The organism is Kordia antarctica (assembly GCF_009901525.1).
Taxonomy (GTDB): domain Bacteria; phylum Bacteroidota; class Bacteroidia; order Flavobacteriales; family Flavobacteriaceae; genus Kordia; species Kordia antarctica.
The window spans coordinates 3,445,746-3,466,361 of record NZ_CP019288.1 but is presented as its reverse complement, the minus strand read 5'-3'; the positions used below and the strand labels follow the sequence as shown (position 1 = coordinate 3,466,361).

The window sequence follows — 20,616 nt, the reverse complement described above, 5'->3', positions numbered from 1 at the left end:
GAATAATATACAAAACTCCAATGCTTTTAAAGTATTGGAGTTTTCTTTTTCAAAGAAAAAGACTTCTTAGACTTGCTTGGATTATTGGAATTTTAGACTTTTTCTAGCATTGAACGCTAGCGCGAGTTTCACAACTCGTGCCGATAAACAAGCTAAATACAATTCGTTAATTAAAAGAAACAGATTACTTCGTCATGCTTCCCGTAATGACGTTTTAAAGCCAGTCCAAGGAGTCTAAAAGCGGTCTAATATCTAGTTTCTAAAACTTCACATTCAACAAATCGCCGCTCAATTGTAAAATAACCAATTCCGCAAGTTTTGCGTTGTATTTTGCTTGGTTTCTGCTGAGTTCCGCATTTAATAAATTCAATTGTGCTTGACGAAATTCGATAGAGTTTACTTGTCCTATTTTGAATTTTTCCTTGGTACGATCAAAATTGTTTTGTGACGTTTTAATATTTCTTTCTTGCAATTCGTAAATCAAGATTTTATTCTGATAATCGTCCCAAGCATTGTTAAAATTACGTTCAATATCAATCAGAATTTGCTCTTTTTGCAATTGTTGATTTTCTAGTGTAATTTTTGCATTTTTTACACTAATTAACGTGCTTCCGCCATCGAACAAATTCCAACTTAAATTAATTCCGCCAGATAATCCTGTGTTGGTAGAAACTGCCACAAACGAAGCTGCATTGTTGTTATTTTTGTTCCAACCGTACGTTCCTGTCAAACCAACTGTTGGCAAATATTGAGATCGGTTCGATTTTACATCTAACGAGCTAATATTAATATTTTTTTCTACTTGTAAGAGCGAAACATTCGTTGCTTTCGTTTTTGTCCACAACGCTTCTTTATCAAGCTCAAACGCAAAGTTAATAGTTGTATCAACATTAAAATCTAGCGTAAGCTTATTTCCAAGAATTACGTTTAAATCACGCTTGGTATTTCTCAATTGTTGTTCCGTATTAACAATTGTAATACTATCATTATTGATATCTACTTGCGCATTTAAAACTTCCAATTTTGTATTCTGACCATATTCAAATTGATATTCTGATCTTGTCAATCGATCTTTAGAAATTTCAAACGTTTCCATAATCGCTGACGTATTTTCTGAAAGTTGCGCTACCGAATAATATACTGAAAATAGTTGCAATACTGTATTTTCAATAGTTTCACGTGCTTCCAATTCCGATAATTGATATTGCTCTTTTAAACGTTTGTAATTGTACTTTCGACCTAAACCATCAAAAAGTGTATAGTTTAAATTTAAAGAAGCATTGTAACGTGAACTTTCTGCAGAATTTAACGTCGTTGTTGTTCCATTTGAAAATTCGGCTTCCGTATTATCCAAATTATACGTTGCGCCAGCATTTCCCGTTAAGGTTGGCAAATAACCTGAGTTAAAAATACTCGTATTATTTTCGGCAACTTTTACCGTATTATTAGCAATTTTAATTCCATAATTGTGTTCCAACGTCAACTGAATAGCTTCTTCTGGCGTTAAAACTTGTTCTTGCGCATTTGCGTAGATTCCGAAGAAAAGGAAGATCCAGGTAAGATATATGTTATTGTTCATCCGTCTTATGTTCGTTTTCGTTTTGTTCATCAAATGTGTGTACTTCTTCGTCTTTTATTGCTGCAAAATCTTCTTTTTCTTCCGAAAGATGTTCTCCTTCGCGCTGTTCTTTAATTGCGCGTTCTACTTCTTCTTTCGTCACATCTTTTCCTGTGAGCAACCATTTTCCATTTTTCTTAATACTGTTACTGAACGATAAGAATAATGGCAAAACGAGTAATGTTAAAATTGTTGCATAACCAATTCCGAACGAGATAGAAATTGCCATTGGTTTTAAAAATTGCGCTTGTCTACTTTTTTCTAATAATAATGGCGCTAAACCCGCAATTGTTGTTAATGACGTTAAGAAAATTGCTCTAAATCGTGATTTTCCAGCTTCGCTTAAAGCCAAATCGAATTTCATGCCTTCTTTTAAATTCGTGTTGAATTTTCCAATGAGCACCAAACCATCGTTCACCATAATTCCGATTAACGCGATGATTCCTAAAAGTGATAAAATATTTACAGAAAAATCTAATAACCAATGTCCCCAAGCAACAGCCGTTAAGCTAAAAGGTACTAAAAGTATCAATAATATTGGCTGACTGTAACTTCGGAACGTGAACGCAATTGTAATATAAATTAAGATTAATATTGGAATTCCCGCATCCCATAATGAACCTAATAATTTATCTTTCTCTCTATTTTGTCCTTCAAAAGCAGCAGTAATTGTTGGGTATTTTGATTGCAAATCTGGAATTGTGTTGTTTTTAAGATCATCTAAAATATCTGTCGAACTTGCGCTTGGATTTTTTAAATCTGCCGAAATACGAATTTCACGTTGTCCTTCTAAATGATTAATAGCAACTTCTCCACGTTCAATAGTGTACGAAGCAATATCTTTCAACGTTACGCGTTCGCCGCTTGGCGTTACAATTCGCATGTCATCCAAATCATTGATAGAAGCTCTATTGCTCCGATCGTATCGAACCCAAACTCTAATTTCATCTTGTCCACGCTGAAAACGTTGCGCTTGTGTACCAAAAAATCCTGAACGTACTTGCGACATTACCGTACGCAAGTCTAAACCAAGTAAATAAGCACTTTCTTTGAGTTTTAAACGAATTTCTTTAATTCCTGCCGGATCTGTGTCTTCCACATCTTTTAAAAGCGGATTATCGCTTAAAACCTGTTTCAATGCTTCTTTTGCCGCTTTCAGTTCCGTGATATTATTTCCTAGTAATGCTACAGAAACTGGGCTTCCGCCGAAGTTTCCACCTGAACCGAAAATTAAACGTTCTGTTCCAATCACTGGACCGACTAATTCTCTCAATCGGTTGGCAACTAAAGAAGATTTAACGGCATCTGGACGTTCTTGCCCTGGCAACAAATTAATAACCAATCGTGCGCTAGAACTACTATTTAAGGTCAAAATTGTGTTTTCAAACAATTCTTTATCAGTTCCTTTTAAATATTTTTCTGTAAATTCTTTATTAACGATAAATGATTTTTCTTCAATCATCGAAATGATAGAATCTGTAATCTGTACGTTGGTTCCGTTTGGCATGTCTAATTCAATAGAAACACGATCACTCGCAATAGATGGAAATAACGTAACACCAATTGTGCCTCCCATTGTAGCACCAACAGTTAGAATTAATAACGCAATAAAAACACCTAACGAGAATATTTTAAATCGCAATACAAATCCTAAAATTGGTGTATATAATTTGTCTCGCAAATAGCTCATAAAATTATCTCCAAACTCATTAACAACACGCATTTTTGAGAAGAATTGCTTCAATTTCGAAGGATTTTCGTCTACTTTTTGTTTTCTCAATGCTTTGGAATGTGCCAAATGCGCAGGCAAAATGATTAAAGCTTCCACCAATGAAACAAGCAAAGTCAAGATTACGACAACGGAGACTTCACTGAAAAATTCGCCAATTCTACTATCTAAAAATAAAAATAGTGAAAACGCTAATAACGTTGTAATAATCGCGGAAACTACTGGCGGAATTACTTCCATAGTTCCATCAATTGCTGCTTGAACGGGCGTTTTTCCTTTTTCATAATGTTGATAAATATTTTCTGCAATGACAATTCCATCATCCACCAAAATACCAATCACGATGATCATTCCGAAAAGTGATAATACATTGATAGTGACATCAAATTGACCTGCAAAAATGAACATTCCCAAGAATGAAATTGGCAATCCAAACGCTACCCAAAATGCCAAACGTACGTTTAGAAATATGGATAGAAAGATTAATACTAGCGCAATTCCTGATAAAGCATTCCAAAATAAAAGTGTTGTACGTTGGTTTAGCGTAATCGATAAATCGCGCACAACATCCAAACGCACATTTTCGTACTTGTGATTATAATCTTCAATGTATTCTTTTACTTTATCTGCCGAAGTGATTAAATCTTCATTATTTGTACTTGTGATAGAAATGTTAACCGATAAATTTTGATTGAAATACGTAGCATTTGGCGTTTCAGAAAAACGATCGCGTACAATGGCAATATCTTTTAACCGAACAGTTTTCCCATCTGGCGTAGCACGAATGACAAGATTTGACAATTCATCACCATAATACGAACGATTATTGGCACGAATTAAATATTCTTCAGCGTCTGTTTTTATATTTCCACCAGTCACCAAAATATTTGACGAACTCACGGCTGCGGCAACTTCTGCAAACGTCAAATTATAAGCTAATAAATTGGCTTCGTTGACAGCAATTTCAATTTCTTCCGCAGGATATCCAGAAATGGCAACTTGCGAAATTCCGTCAATGGCGCGCAAATCATTTTCAACTTGGCGACCAATTTGTTTTAAAGTTGTTAACGGAACATTTTTTCCGCTTAGCGCGAATGAAATCGTTTCTCTAACAGCTTCTTGTTTGGCAACAACCAACGGTTCCATTCCTGTTGGAAACGACGGAACACGATCAACAGCATTTTTGACTTCTAGTAACATGAAGTCAATATTTTCTCCTTTTTCAATCTCAACGGTAATCGTTCCGCTGTTTTCACGCGAAGTTGATGTCACACGATCTACACCTTTTAAGCCTTTGAGATTATCTTCTATTTGAAGCACAATTCCTTCTTCAATCTCTTGTGGAGACGCGCCAGGATATGCAATATTTACATTGATAATTTTAGAATCTACCAATGGAAAAAAGGAAGATTTTAACGACCACGCGCCTAAAATACCAAACGCAAAAAATGCAATGATAAATACATTTACCGCAACGTGATACCTAATGAAATAGGCAATTAGTTTTCTCATAACCTATTGTTTAGCTTTTTTAGTATCGTCATTGGTAGTCGTTGTTTCGTCTTTTTCTGAAGCAACTTTAAATGGTTTTACAGCCATTCCAGCGTATGCTCCAGGAACAGGATTGGAAAGTATAATTGTTCCGTTTGGCACATTTTTCAGCACAACTTTCGTATCTGAAAAATAGACAGGTTTTACGTCAATAACGTCTAAAATGCTATCTTTTACAACATAAATTTGCTCGCTTTCTAACAATAAATTTCTATTAATTTGAATAGCGTCTGTTTCTTCTTTTGCATTTAAGTTGGCTTCTAAATACATTCCTTCTTTCAACTTCTCATTTTTAACTTCTATAAAAGCCGTAATCGTTTGTGTAGTTGGATCAATACTTCCGTTGACACGGGAAACGACTCCGGAATAATTTTCGGTATTTTCAAGATTGTTCAAGGCAACTTTTTCGCCCACTTTTAATAAACTTGCGTAGGTTTTGCTTAAAGCAACTTCCATTTCGTAAACAGAATCATCAATGAACTCTCCTAATTTTTGTCCACTTCTAACCAATGAACCTTCTGTGAGCAATACTTGTGTTAAAATTCCAGAGAATGGTGCTCGGATGGTATATTTTGCCAATCGTTGCTCTTGGTTTTTTACGGTATAATAGTTTGATACAATTCCGCGACCTGTAATAAAGTATTTTTCCTTGTCGGAAGTCAACTCAGGTAAGGTTGGCGTTGTTTTGTTTAAATCGAAATTATTCAGATAGGTTTGCCATTTTTGAAATACTTCTGGAAAATCGAGTCGCAAATCGGGCATAATGGCTGCAATAGCGTTGTACAAATTACTTTTAGCTGATTGTACGCCTGCGTAATATTCGGCAGCATCAATACGAATGAGTGTTTCTCCTTGACGGTATTTTTGTCCTGGCTTGAATAATTTTCCGCTAGTTTTAAAAATTCCTTGTACCTCAGCGTATAATTCCACACGCCGTTTTGCCACAAGGCTTCCATTTGCAGGAATTACAATTGGTATTGTTGTATTCTGAACAGTATCAGTATACACCGTTTTTACTACTTTTTCAGGAACAGGTCTTGGCTTATTTTTGTTTGCAATCATATTTTTTGCAGATAAAAAAGCTCCTACGATAATGAGGACTCCAAGAACCGAAAGTATAATTTTTCGCATTTGGCGGGATTATTTTAGATGGTTAGACTGCAAATTTATCCATTAGTTTACTTTTAAACTCTTAAAAAAAGCTTAATATCGTATGAAATGTAACTTGATTAGAATTATTTAAGGCACAATTATTGTAAAACAGTTATTAATTATTTTGTATTTGTTGCATTTTAACTACTTTTCAAGTAGCTATTTTTAAAAATTATGCGAAATAACCTTAGTGAAAATACGTGTTTGACGTTGTTTTTAGTCATTTCATAGATAATTTAGCAATGATATAACGTAAAACATTTTTTTGAACCCTATAATTTTATACTTTTACACCGTAATGGCAAAAGTGAACCAAAAGACCCTGGTGTGCTTTGTTATAATCGCTTTAGCTTTTTTGACATTAACACACGCCCAAATCGTACCACCGCCACCTGGACCGCCGCCTCCACCGGGATTCCCGATAGATGCTGGACTTATAGGTGTTTTAGTTGCTGGACTTTTGTATGGTATAAGGAAAAAAATGAATAAGTAACTACTTCAATCGCCCCTGAAGTCTTGCTACATATTTTCCTATAACATCAAATTCTAGATTTATAAGCGACCCAACTTTCAAATATTGAAAAGTGGTGTGGCCATACGTGTATGGAATAATAGCAACTGAAAATGTATTGTTTCCCGAGTTTACGACAGTAAGACTTGTACCGTTTATCGTAACTGAACCTTTTTCAATAGTAATGTTGCTTAAAGATTCGTCATACTCAAATGTATAATACCAACTTCCATCACTTTCTTTAATAGAAATACATGTTCCAACCTGATCTACATGTCCTTGCACAATATGTCCGTCTAAACGATCGCCCAATTTCATAGCGCGTTCCAAATTAATACGATCATTTACTTGCCAAGTTCTCACATTTGTTTTTTCTAAAGTTTCTTGAATTGCTGTAACGACATACGTCTTCTCATCCAAATTTCTATCGACAACAGTCAAGCAAACACCATTGTGTGCAACGCTTTGATCAATTTTTAATTCCTCCGTTAAACTACTCCGAACTGTGATGTGGAGGTTTTCTTTTTCGCTCTCTAGATGTGTAATCACACCTAATTCTTCAATAATCCCTGTAAACATCTATTTATTTGGTTAAATTTGCATGTAAAATTAGAAATAAAAAGTTTTAATACCTAAATGAAGAAAGAGGAAAAAATAAAAGTAGGGATTTCGGTTGGTGATTTGAATGGTATAGGAACAGAAGTAATTCTGAAGACATTTGAAGATAGCAGGATGCTAGAATTGTGTACGCCTGTTATTTTTGGATCTACTAAAATTTTATCATTTCAGAAGAAGCAATTCAACATACAAACAAATTTTCATGGAATTCCAAGTGCCGACAAAGCGCTAGATGGCAAAGTAAATGTGGTAAACATTTGGAAAGATTCTATGGATATTGAATACGGAAAATCAACGGAACAAGCTGGAAAGTTTGCCATTGAATCGTTTGTAGAAGCAACCAACGCACTGAAAGAAGGAACCATTGATATTTTGGTGACAGCGCCAATTAACAAACATAATGTACAATCGGAAGATTTTAAGTTTCCAGGACATACAGATTATTTAGGACAAGTTTTAGAAGGCGATAGTTTGATGTTAATGGTAAATGATTCTTTAAGAGTTGGATTGTTAACAGATCATGTTGCTGTAAAAGATGTTTCGGCAGCGATTACGCCAGAACTCATTCAGAAAAAAGTAGACATTATCTATAATACTTTGAAACAAGATTTCGGAATTAGCAAACCGAAAATTGCTGTTTTAGGCATTAATCCACATGTTGGAGATAATGGTGTTATTGGTGTGGAAGATGATGAAATATTAAAACCAACACTGGAAAAGATTAAAAATTCAGGAAAATTAGTTTTTGGTCCGTATGCGGCAGATAGTTTTTTTGCATCAAGCAATTACAAAAACTTTGACGCCATTTTAGCAGCATATCACGATCAAGGATTAATTCCGTTTAAAACGTTATCTTTTGGACAAGGCGTGAATTTCACGGCAGGACTTAATAGAGTACGTACATCACCAGATCATGGAACTGCGTATGAAATTGCTGGGAAAAACCAGGCAGATCATAACTCTTTCAAAGAAGCAGTATTCACTGGAATACAGATTTTTAGGACTAGAGAAACCTATAAAGTAATTGCAAAAAACCCATTAAAAAAGCAGCTTCCCAAGATATAAACAAAAAAATGTTAACAACTTAACGTACATTAAGAAAAATTTATATCTTTGCACGCTCGAAACTGATGTTTAAGATGATGGAACTAAAGGACTTTAATATTCCTTTTACGGGATTAAAAGAAGGAAAGCACCAATTCGAATATCAAATTGATAATTCGTTCTTTAAACTTTTTGACTTTGATGAATTCAATGAAACTGCTATAAAAGCTACGTTAGAATTTCACAAAAAAGCAACCATGCTTGAATTAACCTTCAATGCAATAGGAACTGTAAATGTAAATTGTGATTTGACGAATGAGCCTTATGAGCAGCCAATTGAAAGCAATTTGGACTTGATTGTGCAATTCGGAAACGAATACAATGATGAAAATGAAGAAATTCTCATCGTTACACACGGAGAGTACGAAATCAATGTTGCACAATACATATATGAAATGATTGTGTTAGCAATGCCTTCAAAAAGAATACATCCTGGTATTGAAGATGGAACATTAGAGTCTGAAATATTAGAAAAATTAGAAGAATTACAACCTGGTACAGGAAAAAAAGAAACTGAAGAGGAAACAGATCCTCGTTGGAATACATTAAAAAAACTATTAACGGATAATAAATAACATACAAAATGGCACATCCAAAGAGAAAAATCTCCAAAACAAGAAGAGATAAGAGAAGAACACATTACAAAGCGACAGTTCCTCAAATCGCTACGTGCTCAACTACTGGTGAAGCACACTTATATCACAGAGCTCATTGGCACGAAGGAAAGCTATACTACAGAGGAAAAGTATTAATTGACAATACAACTGAAGAAAACTTAGCATAATATTTAATGTTTAGTCATAAAAGCTCTCACTTTCGTGAGAGTTTTTTATTTGTTCAATTTTTTGTTAAAAATGTAAAAACGATATATTTTGCCGAGATTATCACAGAATTTTAGTAATTTCGTTTAGTTTCTAATGAATTTTTGTTAAAAAAACAAAAAAAACCAACGTTAAGGTATGACCAAAATCACAGCAGCAATAACAGCTGTAGGAGCCTATATTCCTGAATACGTATTAACCAACAAGATCCTTGAAACAATGGTTGATACTAATGATGAGTGGATCACGACTCGAACAGGTATCAAAGAACGCAGAATTCTTAAAAAAGAAGGAGCTGGAACTTCATATTTAGCTATCAAAGCTGCGAAAAACTTACTCGCAAAGAAAAACTTAGATCCAAAAGAAATAGACCTCGTAATTGTTGCCACGGCAACACCTGATATGCCTGTAGCATCTACAGCAGTGTATACCGCAACTAAAATTGGTGCAACCAATGCATTTGCATTTGACTTGCAAGCAGCGTGTTCTAGTTTCTTATACGGAATGTCTACGGCAGCAAGTTATATACAATCTGGACGTTACAAAAAAGTGCTATTAATTGGTGCTGATAAAATGTCGTCAATTGTTGATTACACAGACAGATCAACGTGTATCATATTTGGTGATGGCGCAGGTGCTATATTATTTGAACCAAATGAAGAAGGATTAGGATTGCAAGACGAATACCTTAGAAGTGATGGTAATGGTCGCGACTTCTTAAAAATTGACGCAGGCGGATCTATCTTACCTGCTTCTGAAGAAACCGTAAAAAACAAACAACATACCGTAATTCAAGACGGGAAAACAGTCTTCAAATTTGCAGTATCTAAAATGGCAGATATAAGTGCAAAAATTATGGAAGATAATAACCTGACAAACGAAGATGTGCAATGGTTGGTGCCTCACCAAGCCAATAAACGCATCATTGACGCCACCGCAAGGCGTATGGGTGTAGATGAAAGTAAAGTAATGGTAAACATTCAACGTTACGGAAATACAACTTCTGGGACATTGCCACTTTGTTTACATGACTATGAAAAACAACTCAAAAAAGGAGATAACCTTATCTTTGCTGCTTTTGGTGGCGGATTCACATGGGGAGCTATCTATCTTAAATGGGCATATAATTCAAACTAAAACGACTAAAACCTATATCAATCATGGATTTAAAAGAAATTCAGAACTTAATCAAATTCGTTGCTAAATCTGGCGCAAGTGAAGTAAAACTTGAAATGGAAGATGTAAAAATCACCATTAAAACTGGAGATGCAAAAGGCGAAACGACAACTTTAGTACAGCAAATTCCTATGGGCGGAATGCCGCAACAACACACTGCCGTAGCTCCAATAGCACAAGCAGCAGTTCCAACAGCAGCGGAAGCGCAAGTAGCTGACGAAAACGCTAAATTTATTATTATAAAATCGCCAATCATTGGTACTTTTTACAGAAAACCCGCTCCAGACAAACCTTTATTTGTTGAAATTGGAAGCACTATTTCCGAAGGAGATGTACTTTGTGTGATTGAAGCAATGAAACTTTTCAATGAAATTGAATCAGAAGTTTCAGGAAAAATAGTGAAAGTCTTAGTAGACGACTCTTCACCAGTAGAATTTGATCAACCATTATTCTTGGTAGATCCATCATAAGAAATTTTAAATAACACTTGAAGCAAAAGAAGAAATTCTGAGCGATTCAAAAAGTTATTGATTTTAATTTCAAAATTTAAAATTTCAAGAGATGTTCAAAAAAATATTAGTTGCAAACAGAGGTGAAATAGCACTTAGAGTTATTAGAACCTGCAAAGAAATGGGTATCAAAACAGTTGCTGTATATTCTACAGCAGACATTGATAGCTTACACGTACGATTTGCTGATGAAGCAGTTTGTATAGGACCCGCGCCAAGTAGCGAGTCATACCTAAAAATGGCAAATATCATTGCTGCTGCAGAAATTACAAATGCAGACGCCATACATCCAGGATACGGATTCTTATCTGAAAACGCCAAATTCTCAAAAATCTGTGAAGAGCATAACATCAAATTTATTGGCGCTTCTGCTGATATGATTGATAAAATGGGAGACAAAGCTTCTGCAAAATCTACCATGAAAGCTGCAGGCGTTCCTTGTGTTCCAGGAAGTGAAGGAATCATTGAAGATTTTGAAGAATGTGAAAAACTAGCCGTAGAAACAGGATATCCTGTAATGCTAAAAGCAACTGCTGGTGGTGGTGGAAAAGGAATGCGCGCCGTTTGGAAACCAGAAGACTTAAGAGACGCTTGGGATGATGCTCGACAAGAATCAAAAGCCGCTTTTGGGAATAATGACATGTACATGGAAAAACTCATTGAAGAGCCAAGACATATTGAAATTCAAATAGTTGGAGATTCTTCAGGAAAAGCATGTCACTTATCTGAGCGCGACTGCTCTATACAACGTCGTCACCAAAAACTAACCGAAGAAGTTCCTTCTCCATTCATGACTGATAAGCTTAGAAAAGCTATGGGAGATGCTGCGGTAAAAGCTGCGGAATTCATTAAATATGAAGGTGCTGGAACGGTCGAATTTTTGGTAGATAAACACAGAAACTTCTACTTCATGGAAATGAATACGCGTATCCAAGTAGAACATCCAATTACGGAACAAGTAATTGATTTCGATTTAATTCGTGAGCAAATCTTAGTTGCGGCTGGTGTGCCAATCTCAGGAAAAAATTATACGCCTAAATTACACTCTATCGAATGTAGAATTAATGCGGAAGATCCATACAATAACTTTAGACCTTCTCCAGGAAGAATTACAGTATTACACGCGCCAGGCGGACACGGAATTCGTTTAGATACGCATGTATATGCTGGGTATTCAATTCCACCAAACTACGATTCTATGATTGCAAAGTTGATTACAACAGCGCAAACACGTGAAGAAGCTATCAATAAGATGAAACGCGCGTTAGATGAGTTTGTAATTGAAGGAATAAAAACTACAATTCCTTTCCACAGACAATTAATGGATCATCCAGATTATGTCGCCGGAAACTACACAACGAAATTTATGGAAGATTTCGTAATGAAAGAAGAAGAAGAATAAATTATATAGAAAAAAGCTCCTAAGATTAGGAGCTTTTTTTATGCTTTATTGTAACGCTGTTACGAACGATAGTGAAGTTCTTGTGCTGAGCTGTGCCGAAGTAATCTAGTAATCAAATTACTTGTTGAAAAAAACAGATTGCCACAAATTTTTTCAAAATTCTCGCAATAACTACTATTTATATATCTTTATACTTTATCTAAATTGAAACATAAAATTAACTGAAAAAACCAATGAATCTTAGCTATTGGGAATATAAAACGTGGTTATCAAATGTTGATTTCACTATTGTTGGAAGCGGCATTGTTGGACTCAATTGTGCGTTGCAACTTCGAAATCAATATCCAACTGCAAAAATTATTGTGCTCGAAAAAGGAATTCTGCCGCAAGGCGCAAGCACAAAAAATGCTGGATTTGCTTGTTTTGGAAGTCTCTCAGAGATTTTAGACGATTTACACACACATTCTAAGCAAGAAGTTTTAGAACTCGTTAAAAGACGTTGTAATGGTTTAGCGTTGCTTCGCTCAACTTTAGGCGATTCCAACATCGATTTTCAACAATTAGGCGGTTATGAATTGTTTACACAAGAAGATTCAGATTTGTACGAATCATGTTTGGCGGAAAAGGAAATCATCAATCAGTTATTGAAGCCAATTTTTAAAGGAAATGTATTTAGTGAAGTTGACAATAAATTTCAATTTCAACAGATTCAATCAACGTATATTTTTAATCAGTTTGAAGGACAAATTGATACAGGGAAAATGATGAATTCGCTTTTGCAGAAAGTCTTATCAGAGAATATTTTAATCTTAAATTCGGTTACGGTAGAAGATTTCACGGAAAGTGGAAATTCGGTTCACATAAAAACCAATCATTTTGAGTTGAATACCAAAAAACTCTTAATTGCAACCAACGGATTTGCTTCCCAATTATTAGACGAAAAAGTAAAACCTGCACGCGCACAAGTATTAATTACCAAGCCAATTCCTGATTTACACATAAAAGGAACTTTTCATTTGGATAAAGGCTATTATTATTTTAGGAATATTGACGATCGTATTCTATTCGGCGGCGGACGAAATTTGGATTTTAAAGGTGAAGAAACTACTGAATTTAATCAAACTGAGATCATTCAGCGGAAGCTGGAAAATTTATTAAAAACGACTATTTTACCAAATATACCTTTTGAAGTAGAACATCGCTGGAGCGGAATTATGGGCGTTGGAACACAGAAAAAAGCCATTGTAAAACCACTTTCTAATCATGTATTTTGTGGCGTTCGCTTAGGCGGAATGGGCATTGCAATTGGTAGTTTGGTTGGAAAAGAATTAGCACAATTGACATGAATTTGAAAGAAACCTTATATAATTTATGCCTGAAAATTGTCAACGAACGACACGCAAATATTGAAGCAAACTTCGCAAGCATTCAAGAAGCGATGTTGTCTGAAACCAAAAGTTCGGCTGGCGATAAGCATGAAACTGGACGCGCTATGTTGCAAATAGAACGTGAAAAGTTAGGCAATCAGTTGGCGGAAATTCAGAAAGTAAAAGAAATTCTCTTTAAGGTAAATCCGAAATTAGTTGCCGAACAAGGTTGTTTGGGTAGTATTGTGTACACTTCGCAAGCCAATTATTTTATTTCGGTAAGTGTTGGCGAAATTTCTGCAAACAATGAAAATTTCTACGCAATTGCTTCCAATACGCCCATTGGGAAATTATTATTAGGCAAAAAAGTTGGTGAAAAGGTTTCGTTTAGAGATCAGAGTTTTGTTGTTGAGGCGGTTTTGTGATGTGAGTGTATTTTGTGTGGTAATTTTGTTTTTACGTCTATTCTTGTCAAACGTTTAGTCACATAGTTTTTCCTTGTTAATAGCTATAAACACTTGTTTTCATATCTTATAGTCACATAACAATCACAGAAGATTTAAGCCCAATACGGTACATATTTAGAATGTTTTTTGGATTTATTTTCTGGGTCATAATCTTTTATTTGACCCGATTTAATAGCTTCTGATATTATTCTTGAAGCCATAGAATAATTTTTTTCTTCAATTCCAAATCTTTCTCTTAGTGAATGATTAGTCATATGCTCTCCCGACACATATTTTAAGCAAGAGTGAAGGTAACAAGCTCTAACTTTATCTTCTTTATCCATTTGCCTTAATGTTTTATGAGAATAAATAATTACACGAGTATAATTATCTCCTTCTATAAATTTAGGAGCTGGTAATTGAAAATATTCACATTCAAAAATAACTTTATCAATACCACTTCCTCTTTCTTCACAAATACTTAGTCTTCTCATAAAATGAGCTAGTTTTTCATTTCTAGATTGTGGATTATGGTCAACAAACCTCATTGTGCTTATTAAAGGTTTTCCAGGGTTAGTTATTTCTACTCTATCTTGAAAAATTTCTACCATTGGAGAAGTTCCAGTCTCACTAAAATCTTGATGAATTATAGCATTTGCAACCAACTCTCTTATTGCTAATTCAGGATACATTTTTACTTCTTTTCTAAAAACTTTTCCAATTTCTTCATTAGATGGTAATTGGTCATTAATATAATTAACTAAGCCTTTAAAACCAGAAGCATAGCCTTTTTGTCCGAGTTGTTCTTTTTTGGTACGTAATTTATTTTTTCCTTGATAAATTATAACTCTTATAGCTTTTCTTTCAAGATTTTCAAACTCATATAATTTTCTTGCGAAAAGTATTGCGCATAGATTGGTTATGTTATAGTGGTTTCCATGTTTTGTGATTAATCTTTCTTGTTGAAATTTTTCAAATATGGCATCTCTATTTTCTGGTAGAGGAGAATTCGTTAGCTCAAAATAAGAAGGATAATCTATTAGTTTTAAAACTTCATCAGGTTTTAAGTTGTAAACAGCAATCTCATTTTCAAAACTTTCTGTTGGGCTTTTAGTCCAAATAGACCTCTCTTTTTCTGGGTAATCATCTAGTTTCTTTTTTGAAGAACCAATTCTAATGTATGGAATTCCTTTAAATTTGACAGGAGTGTTTTGTGTTGCTTTAATTCTTAAAAGAACTATATTTTTTCCTTCGACTTCAAATTCGTAAAAATTAAAATTGATTCTAGGGTTGAGTAATCGAGCAAGCCAAGGTATCAAATCTTCATTTCCTTTTGCTTTTTGATTTGATAAGAAAGTAGTTCCTATTATTCTATGGGTTTTGTCATCAATTCCAAATACAACATATCCATAATCTTTATCATGTACACAAGCTGAATTAGATAAAGCAGAAATATACTCTCCTATTTCTATTGCATTATTTGCCTTAAATTCAACCCATTCTGTTTCATTCACAAGAGAACGAAGTTCACTTAACAGGATTTTTAATTCATTTTCACTCATAATCACATAAATAAAAATTTTAAAGCACTTTAAATCAAATACTTAAATAAAAATTAATTAGTTTAGTCACATAACAGTCACATAAAACAAATCTAGTAAAATTATTTAATATGAAGTTGTTTATTAATATTGTAAACATGTGGGCATATCAAGTTCGATATATTTTCATTCTAACCAAACCTATTTTTTTACAGGCAAGCTTAGGTGAAAGTAAAGAATAAGATTTTTAATACTTACTATAGAAATTAGTTTATTGCCTTACTTCAATTCCGCTCAATAAGTTAATAGAAATGACAAACACAAAAAATCTAATATGCTAACAGGCGTAGCCGATTCTAAAAGCGATAGCGATCTGACAGCGAAGCGCATCTAAGATATCTCCAATTTATAACCAACGCCATGCACATTAGTTAATTTAATGGTTTCGTCGTCTTTTAGCTTTTTGCGGAGTTTGGAAATATACGTGTCTAAACTTCTGCCAACAATAACGCCGTTATCTTCCCAAACTTTTTTGGTGAGTTCGTCACGAGTTACGATTTGATTTGGGTTCGCCACAAAAATTTGTAACAATTCACATTCTTTTCTAGAAAGATTAATTTCCATCAGTTGCTTCACTAATTTATTCTGTTCTGGATAGAAATGAAAACTTCCGATAGATTCATAAATATCTGAACCTTCTCGCGGTTTTTCGGGTTGCTTCTTCTTGAAAAAGAACACTTCCATCAGAATGAAAATAATCAAAAGAAATAGATATATAAAAGTTGAAGCGCTAAAAAAAGAAGCTTTAATTTCAGTAAATCGCACTTGAATCGTATAGCAATTGCTTGGCAAAAATCGTCCGGCACACGGAATAATTGTGTTTTCTTCTTGCTGACTTATCTCGTAACTATACGCAACTTCTTTGTCCGTACATTGAATAACTTCCACACGATATTCTTCGGGTAATTGTGACTTTTTGAAACTTTTTTCTACAATAGAAACGAATGCAGTTGGCTCAAATGTAAGCTTACTTTCAAAGGACACTTCATATTTTGAATTGCCAATTTCTTTCACAGGAAAAATCAATGACGTCGAATCTTTATTTGTCAATAATAATTTGTTTCCAACATCGCGCAAAGCAATTTTTACCTTCTCGGAAAACTCCGTTTGTTCCTGGCTCGGTTTTGAAAATAACCAAGTAAGGAAGATAATCAGAATTAATCCGCTGTATGAATAAATACGTTTTTTGCTCATAATTGGTGTAAATAACATACAATTTCAGGACATTTTACAACTGTTGACACTTCTTTTACAATTTTTTGACACTTTTTGCTACGTGTTCGATCTAGTTTTACTTCAAAATCAAAACATTCAAAAAATGAACAAAATTATCACACTCATCATCGTTCTTTTTAATATGAACTATGACACAAATCATCAAGTTGATACGAATCCAAATATTATTTCAGGTGAAAAAATTAGCAAACATGAAGAACCGTATGATCTTTCGCTTCAAGTTAAAAGATTGAAAAATGACACCTATAATTTAATTATTAAAATGGAATTAAAGAAAGATGCGCATTATGTTTCTCCAAATTCTAAAGGTGATTATTTAGGGATTTTTACCATGATTATGGATAAGAATACGAAACTTCAAATGATTGGGAAGTTTTCAGAAAGTCCACTATCAGAAGAAAGTGTTGATCCTTGGAATCACGGTCCTGTAAATTTTGTGCGAGAAAACACAACGCATACGCAACAATTTACCATTTCCGATACAAATGATTTTGAAGTTTCTGGCTTCATTCAATTTACGATTGAACCACGTTGCACGCTAGAAAAAGTACATTTTACCATTTCTCGTAAAGCTGGAAAATTAGAAATCAAAAAAGTAACCGTTAAAAAGTAATTCTAAAAAAGATACAGATGAAAAAATATATTTTAGCATTCGCTTTCGCGATATTTTCAGTAGCGTTTTCAAATGCACAAGAAGAAATCTATGGACAAGAACAACTTCCAATTAACACTTCTAAAAGTGAAATAAAATGGTCGTGCGATTATAGCTTTTATTTTAGTGGACATTTTGGAATTGTAAAGTTCAAAGAAGGACATTTTTTAAAATCGGAAGGGAAAATTACTGGCGGAACTTTTAGTATTGACCTGAATACTTTGATTGCGCAAGACATGAACGAAGAAGGAAATCAAAGTTTGAGCGATCATTTGAAAGATGCTGATTTCTTTGAAGTGAAAAAATTTCCAACCGCAACAATTGTGATTACAAGTATTCGTTACCACGATGCAACACATTTTGAAGCAAACGCAACTATGACGATAAAAGGTGTTACGCAACCTGTAAAGTTTCAAGCCCAACTTAATTTTGAAAAGAAAATCATGACCACAAAATTTAAGATTGATAGAACACTTTGGGGAGTTAATTATAATAGTAAACTGAAAGATAAAGCGATTTCGGACGCAATTGGTTTTGAAGTAAAAATAATTTTATAATTAAATAGATATGAAAAATAATTTACTGCTCATCGTATTATGTTTACAAGCTTTTTTGGCTTTTGGACAAGAAAAAAAGGAAGCTGATTTGTTAATTTCTGACGCTTCTTGGGGAAAAGAAATCATTCCGATGCCAATACATTTTGCGCCACAAATTCCGTACAAAGGTATTGAAGAAATTCGCTTTTCACCAGATTGGTCAAAGAAAGAAAGTGACGGTTTTTGGACGTACGCATTTGTTTGGGACATTGATTTGAATAAAGAATTGTCTGCAACCGATTTAGAAAACTATTTACAATATTATTTTGATGGTTTAATGGATGGCGTTAATAAAGACAAGGGAAAGATTTTACCAAAAACCATTGCGTTATTTCTCAAAAAAGAAACCACAAACAAAGCATTTGAATTTGTCGGAAAACTTCAAATTTACAATTCATTCCACACCAAAGATGTTATGATGTTAAATTGCACTGTAAAGCAGTATTATTGTAAAGAAAAAAAGAAATCAATGGTGCTGTTTTACTTCTCTCAAAAAGAATTGGATCATGCAATTTGGGATAAATTATATAGTGTGAAACTCAAAGGGAAACCTTGTAAAGATTAGTGTTTATTATAAATTAAGAGCTTGCTCGAGAGACTTTTTTAAAATTTCAAGCTTGAAATAATTTGATTTTTCAAATAGAACTAAATTCGCGATTCGCGAATCGCGAATTGCAAATAATTATTTGTATCTTTGATAAGAATAAAGATTCAAGTTATGAAACAGCATAATGGTATGCGTCCTCACGACATTGCTATTCTTCTCAAAATTGCAAGTAAAGGACAAGAAAAATGGTACATGAAAGACTTGGCGTATGAACTTCATATTAGTTCTAGCGAAATAAGCGAAAGTATAAACCGATCAGTAATTGGAGGTTTAATTAGTAGTGATAAAAAAACACTTCATAAGTTAGCACTTTTAGATTTTCTGAAATCTGGGTTACGATATGTGTATCCACAACGTCCAGGCGCAATGGTTAGAGGTATTGGCACTTCTATTTCTGCAAGTCCATTGAATAATGAAATTGTAAGTGTTGACCGATTTGTTTGGGCTTATGGACAAGGAAAAATAAGAGGTCAGGTCATTGAGCCGCTTCATCCAAAAACACCTGAAGCTTGTCTAAAAGACAAAAAATATTACGAATTAATGGCTTTAACAGACGCTATAAGAATTGGAAAAGTTAGGGAGCAAACTATTGCTTTTAATTTATTAAAAGAAAGAATTGAGCATGCTTAAAAATCAAATAATAAACTTAAAAGTAGTTGAAAAAGTTGCTTTAGCATTAGGAGAACTTAATAAAGAAGTTATTTATGTTGGCGGCGCTGTAGTGAGTTTGTATGTTACAGATGAAAGTGCAGAACAACCAAGACCAACTAAAGATATTGACATTTCTGTTCAAATAAGTACGTATTCTCAAATGGAAGAACTGAGAGAAAAATTAGCTACTAAAAAGATTTATCCAGCACAAACTGAAACTGTAATATATCGTTATACGTATGATAAAATACTGATTGATTTTATTCCGTGGGAACAAACTGCTCTTGGGCCAACAAATAGTTGGTTAAAACCTGGTTTTGAAAAAGCGTATCCAGTTAAAATTGGCAATGCAGAGATTCACATTTTACCCGTTAGTTTATTTCTAGCTACAAAATGGGAAGCATTTAAAGGCAGAGGAAAAGATCATAGAACAAGTCATGACTTTGAAGATATAATCCATATAATTGACAATAATATTGACTTACTTAAAGATGTGAAAAATGCAGAAGAAGACGTTCAAGTATTTTTGAAAGAAATGAGTGAACATATACTATTTCATTCTTCCAGAAATGAAATTATAGAGTGTCATATAAATCCTTATACAGCGAAAGACCGAAGAGAATTAATTATTGATAAGCTTCAAAAAATACTCGAATTATAACAAAATTTCAGTTTCACAAAAACAAAAAGACTTCCGCAATGGAAGCCTTTAACTATTTATAATGTAAAACGAATTACTTTTTATCTGCGTACTTTTTATTCAACGCTTCTAAAACAGCTTTCGTAATATCATGCTTTTCTTTTCCGTAATACATATTTCCTGTAAATTCATTTTTACCTAAAATATAATCGTATCCATTTGTTTCTCCGTATTCGGCAACAAATTTTTTCACGCTGCTTACCAAAGAATCATTTTGCGTTCTGCTCTCTTCAGAAATACGATTTTGCTCAATTTTGATTTGCTGATCCAAACGTTCACCCAATTGTTGAATTTTAACCGATAATTCTTGTTGTTTTTTTGGAGAAGCTTTTGCAGCAGTTTCTTGCGCTTGTTTCAATTCAAGATTAAACATTTGTTGCATGCTGTCTTTTCTTTTATTGAAACCGTCAATAATTGTAGTAAACTTTCCTTCTAAATCTTTTTTCTCTTGGTATTCGTTGATTAATTCAGAATTGTCAACAAAAGCAATTTTTGCAGATTCCTGACAAGAATACAATCCGAGTGCGGCAATTGCCAAAACGATTAATTTTTTCATGTGTATGAGTTTT

General features: G+C 33.9%; 20 protein-coding genes. 13 read left to right on the top strand and 7 right to left on the bottom strand.

Features of this window, described 5'->3' with window-relative positions:
* Positions 1-259: 259 nt before the first annotated feature.
* The 4 genes from IMCC3317_RS14390 to IMCC3317_RS14375 all read right to left on the bottom strand — a co-directional run bounded on the left by IMCC3317_RS14390 (position 260) and on the right by IMCC3317_RS14375 (position 7,140).
* A complete protein-coding gene (locus IMCC3317_RS14390) occupies positions 260-1,579 on the bottom strand; it encodes a TolC family protein (RefSeq protein WP_160130194.1) in 1,320 nt (439 codons plus the stop codon).
* Positions 1,569-4,859 carry an efflux RND transporter permease subunit gene (locus IMCC3317_RS14385; RefSeq protein ID WP_160130193.1) on the bottom strand — a complete coding sequence of 1,097 codons (3,291 nt, stop codon included), beginning with the start codon at positions 4,857-4,859 and terminating at the stop codon, positions 1,569-1,571. The genes IMCC3317_RS14390 and IMCC3317_RS14385 overlap by 11 nt, the downstream gene beginning before the upstream one ends.
* Before the next feature lie 3 nt (positions 4,860-4,862).
* On the bottom strand, positions 4,863-6,029 hold the full coding sequence (locus tag IMCC3317_RS14380; protein ID WP_160130192.1) for an efflux RND transporter periplasmic adaptor subunit: 1,167 nt from the start codon (positions 6,027-6,029) through the stop codon (positions 4,863-4,865).
* A 514-nt stretch (positions 6,030-6,543) separates the two neighbouring features.
* Positions 6,544-7,140, bottom strand: a complete 597-nt coding sequence (locus IMCC3317_RS14375; protein WP_160130191.1) for a riboflavin synthase — start codon at positions 7,138-7,140, stop codon at positions 6,544-6,546.
* Between the two features lie 57 nt (positions 7,141-7,197).
* On the opposite strand from IMCC3317_RS14375, the gene pdxA reads away from it, so the two are divergent.
* The 8 genes from pdxA (at position 7,198) to IMCC3317_RS14335 (ending at position 13,983) form a co-directional block, all read left to right on the top strand.
* Positions 7,198-8,244 carry a 4-hydroxythreonine-4-phosphate dehydrogenase PdxA gene (gene pdxA / locus IMCC3317_RS14370; protein ID WP_160130190.1) on the top strand — a complete coding sequence of 349 codons (1,047 nt, stop codon included), beginning with the start codon at positions 7,198-7,200 and terminating at the stop codon, positions 8,242-8,244.
* A 74-nt stretch (positions 8,245-8,318) separates the two neighbouring features.
* Positions 8,319-8,858 (top strand): YceD family protein, encoded by a 540-nt coding sequence (locus tag IMCC3317_RS14365; RefSeq protein WP_170293852.1) that lies wholly within the window; start codon positions 8,319-8,321, stop codon positions 8,856-8,858.
* Between the two features lie 8 nt (positions 8,859-8,866).
* The gene (gene rpmF, locus IMCC3317_RS14360) at positions 8,867-9,067 is read left to right on the top strand and encodes a 50S ribosomal protein L32 (protein WP_160130189.1); all 201 of its coding nucleotides are present in this window, start codon (positions 8,867-8,869) and stop codon (positions 9,065-9,067) included.
* Positions 9,068-9,242: 175 nt separating this feature from the next.
* On the top strand, positions 9,243-10,241 hold the full coding sequence (locus IMCC3317_RS14355) for a beta-ketoacyl-ACP synthase III (RefSeq protein WP_160130188.1): 999 nt from the start codon (positions 9,243-9,245) through the stop codon (positions 10,239-10,241).
* Between the two features lie 23 nt (positions 10,242-10,264).
* Positions 10,265-10,750, top strand: a complete 486-nt coding sequence (gene accB / locus IMCC3317_RS14350) for an acetyl-CoA carboxylase biotin carboxyl carrier protein (protein ID WP_160130187.1) — start codon at positions 10,265-10,267, stop codon at positions 10,748-10,750.
* A gap of 91 nt (positions 10,751-10,841) precedes the next feature.
* Positions 10,842-12,191 carry an acetyl-CoA carboxylase biotin carboxylase subunit gene (accC, locus tag IMCC3317_RS14345; RefSeq protein ID WP_160130186.1) on the top strand — a complete coding sequence of 450 codons (1,350 nt, stop codon included), beginning with the start codon at positions 10,842-10,844 and terminating at the stop codon, positions 12,189-12,191.
* A 233-nt stretch (positions 12,192-12,424) separates the two neighbouring features.
* Positions 12,425-13,537, top strand: coding sequence for an NAD(P)/FAD-dependent oxidoreductase (locus IMCC3317_RS14340; protein ID WP_160130185.1), 1,113 nt, complete (start codon positions 12,425-12,427; stop codon positions 13,535-13,537).
* Positions 13,534-13,983, top strand: a complete 450-nt coding sequence (locus tag IMCC3317_RS14335; protein ID WP_160130184.1) for a 3-oxoacyl-ACP synthase — start codon at positions 13,534-13,536, stop codon at positions 13,981-13,983. The genes IMCC3317_RS14340 and IMCC3317_RS14335 overlap by 4 nt, the downstream gene beginning before the upstream one ends.
* A gap of 134 nt (positions 13,984-14,117) precedes the next feature.
* On the opposite strand, the gene IMCC3317_RS14330 is transcribed toward IMCC3317_RS14335, so the two are convergent.
* Together IMCC3317_RS14330 and IMCC3317_RS14325 are read right to left on the bottom strand one after the other, a co-directional pair.
* A complete protein-coding gene (locus tag IMCC3317_RS14330) occupies positions 14,118-15,566 on the bottom strand; it encodes an ATP-binding protein (RefSeq protein ID WP_160130183.1) in 1,449 nt (482 codons plus the stop codon).
* A gap of 369 nt (positions 15,567-15,935) precedes the next feature.
* Complete coding sequence (locus IMCC3317_RS14325; protein ID WP_160130182.1) at positions 15,936-16,817, bottom strand: winged helix-turn-helix domain-containing protein; 882 nt, start codon at positions 16,815-16,817, stop codon at positions 15,936-15,938.
* Between the two features lie 106 nt (positions 16,818-16,923).
* On the opposite strand from IMCC3317_RS14325, the gene IMCC3317_RS14320 reads away from it, so the two are divergent.
* The 5 genes from IMCC3317_RS14320 to IMCC3317_RS14300 all read left to right on the top strand — a co-directional run bounded on the left by IMCC3317_RS14320 (position 16,924) and on the right by IMCC3317_RS14300 (position 20,008).
* Complete coding sequence (locus IMCC3317_RS14320) at positions 16,924-17,454, top strand: hypothetical protein (RefSeq protein ID WP_160130181.1); 531 nt, start codon at positions 16,924-16,926, stop codon at positions 17,452-17,454.
* Positions 17,455-17,471: 17 nt separating this feature from the next.
* Entirely contained in the window at positions 17,472-18,050 is a 579-nt protein-coding gene (locus tag IMCC3317_RS14315; RefSeq protein ID WP_160130180.1) for a YceI family protein, read from the top strand.
* A gap of 10 nt (positions 18,051-18,060) precedes the next feature.
* The gene (locus tag IMCC3317_RS14310; RefSeq protein WP_160130179.1) at positions 18,061-18,654 is read left to right on the top strand and encodes a hypothetical protein; all 594 of its coding nucleotides are present in this window, start codon (positions 18,061-18,063) and stop codon (positions 18,652-18,654) included.
* Between the two features lie 153 nt (positions 18,655-18,807).
* Positions 18,808-19,326, top strand: a complete 519-nt coding sequence (locus IMCC3317_RS14305) for a hypothetical protein (RefSeq protein WP_160130178.1) — start codon at positions 18,808-18,810, stop codon at positions 19,324-19,326.
* Complete coding sequence (locus tag IMCC3317_RS14300) at positions 19,319-20,008, top strand: nucleotidyl transferase AbiEii/AbiGii toxin family protein (protein WP_160130177.1); 690 nt, start codon at positions 19,319-19,321, stop codon at positions 20,006-20,008. Before IMCC3317_RS14305 ends, IMCC3317_RS14300 begins: the two co-directional genes overlap by 8 nt.
* Before the next feature lie 73 nt (positions 20,009-20,081).
* Here IMCC3317_RS14300 and IMCC3317_RS14295 read toward each other — a convergent pair whose 3' ends face one another.
* Positions 20,082-20,603, bottom strand: a complete 522-nt coding sequence (locus tag IMCC3317_RS14295) for an OmpH family outer membrane protein (protein ID WP_160130176.1) — start codon at positions 20,601-20,603, stop codon at positions 20,082-20,084.
* Positions 20,604-20,616: the final 13 nt, after the last annotated feature.

Excerpts from the sequence above, each read along its gene's own strand:
- IMCC3317_RS14390 (WP_160130194.1), bottom strand. The coding sequence starts at position 1,579 with ATGAACAATAACATATATCTTACCTGGATCTTCCTTTTCTTCGGAATC.
- IMCC3317_RS14385 (WP_160130193.1), bottom strand. The coding sequence starts at position 4,859 with ATGAGAAAACTAATTGCCTATTTCATTAGGTATCACGTTGCGGTAAAT.
- IMCC3317_RS14380 (WP_160130192.1), bottom strand. The coding sequence starts at position 6,029 with ATGCGAAAAATTATACTTTCGGTTCTTGGAGTCCTCATTATCGTAGGA.
- IMCC3317_RS14375 (WP_160130191.1), bottom strand. The coding sequence starts at position 7,140 with ATGTTTACAGGGATTATTGAAGAATTAGGTGTGATTACACATCTAGAG.
- pdxA (WP_160130190.1), top strand. The coding sequence starts at position 7,198 with ATGAAGAAAGAGGAAAAAATAAAAGTAGGGATTTCGGTTGGTGATTTG.
- IMCC3317_RS14365 (WP_170293852.1), top strand. The coding sequence starts at position 8,319 with ATGATGGAACTAAAGGACTTTAATATTCCTTTTACGGGATTAAAAGAA.
- rpmF (WP_160130189.1), top strand. The coding sequence starts at position 8,867 with ATGGCACATCCAAAGAGAAAAATCTCCAAAACAAGAAGAGATAAGAGA.
- IMCC3317_RS14355 (WP_160130188.1), top strand. The coding sequence starts at position 9,243 with ATGACCAAAATCACAGCAGCAATAACAGCTGTAGGAGCCTATATTCCT.
- accB (WP_160130187.1), top strand. The coding sequence starts at position 10,265 with ATGGATTTAAAAGAAATTCAGAACTTAATCAAATTCGTTGCTAAATCT.
- accC (WP_160130186.1), top strand. The coding sequence starts at position 10,842 with ATGTTCAAAAAAATATTAGTTGCAAACAGAGGTGAAATAGCACTTAGA.
- IMCC3317_RS14340 (WP_160130185.1), top strand. The coding sequence starts at position 12,425 with ATGAATCTTAGCTATTGGGAATATAAAACGTGGTTATCAAATGTTGAT.
- IMCC3317_RS14335 (WP_160130184.1), top strand. The coding sequence starts at position 13,534 with ATGAATTTGAAAGAAACCTTATATAATTTATGCCTGAAAATTGTCAAC.
- IMCC3317_RS14330 (WP_160130183.1), bottom strand. The coding sequence starts at position 15,566 with ATGAGTGAAAATGAATTAAAAATCCTGTTAAGTGAACTTCGTTCTCTT.
- IMCC3317_RS14325 (WP_160130182.1), bottom strand. The coding sequence starts at position 16,817 with ATGTTATTTACACCAATTATGAGCAAAAAACGTATTTATTCATACAGC.
- IMCC3317_RS14320 (WP_160130181.1), top strand. The coding sequence starts at position 16,924 with ATGAACAAAATTATCACACTCATCATCGTTCTTTTTAATATGAACTAT.
- IMCC3317_RS14315 (WP_160130180.1), top strand. The coding sequence starts at position 17,472 with ATGAAAAAATATATTTTAGCATTCGCTTTCGCGATATTTTCAGTAGCG.
- IMCC3317_RS14310 (WP_160130179.1), top strand. The coding sequence starts at position 18,061 with ATGAAAAATAATTTACTGCTCATCGTATTATGTTTACAAGCTTTTTTG.
- IMCC3317_RS14305 (WP_160130178.1), top strand. The coding sequence starts at position 18,808 with ATGAAACAGCATAATGGTATGCGTCCTCACGACATTGCTATTCTTCTC.
- IMCC3317_RS14300 (WP_160130177.1), top strand. The coding sequence starts at position 19,319 with ATGCTTAAAAATCAAATAATAAACTTAAAAGTAGTTGAAAAAGTTGCT.
- IMCC3317_RS14295 (WP_160130176.1), bottom strand. The coding sequence starts at position 20,603 with ATGAAAAAATTAATCGTTTTGGCAATTGCCGCACTCGGATTGTATTCT.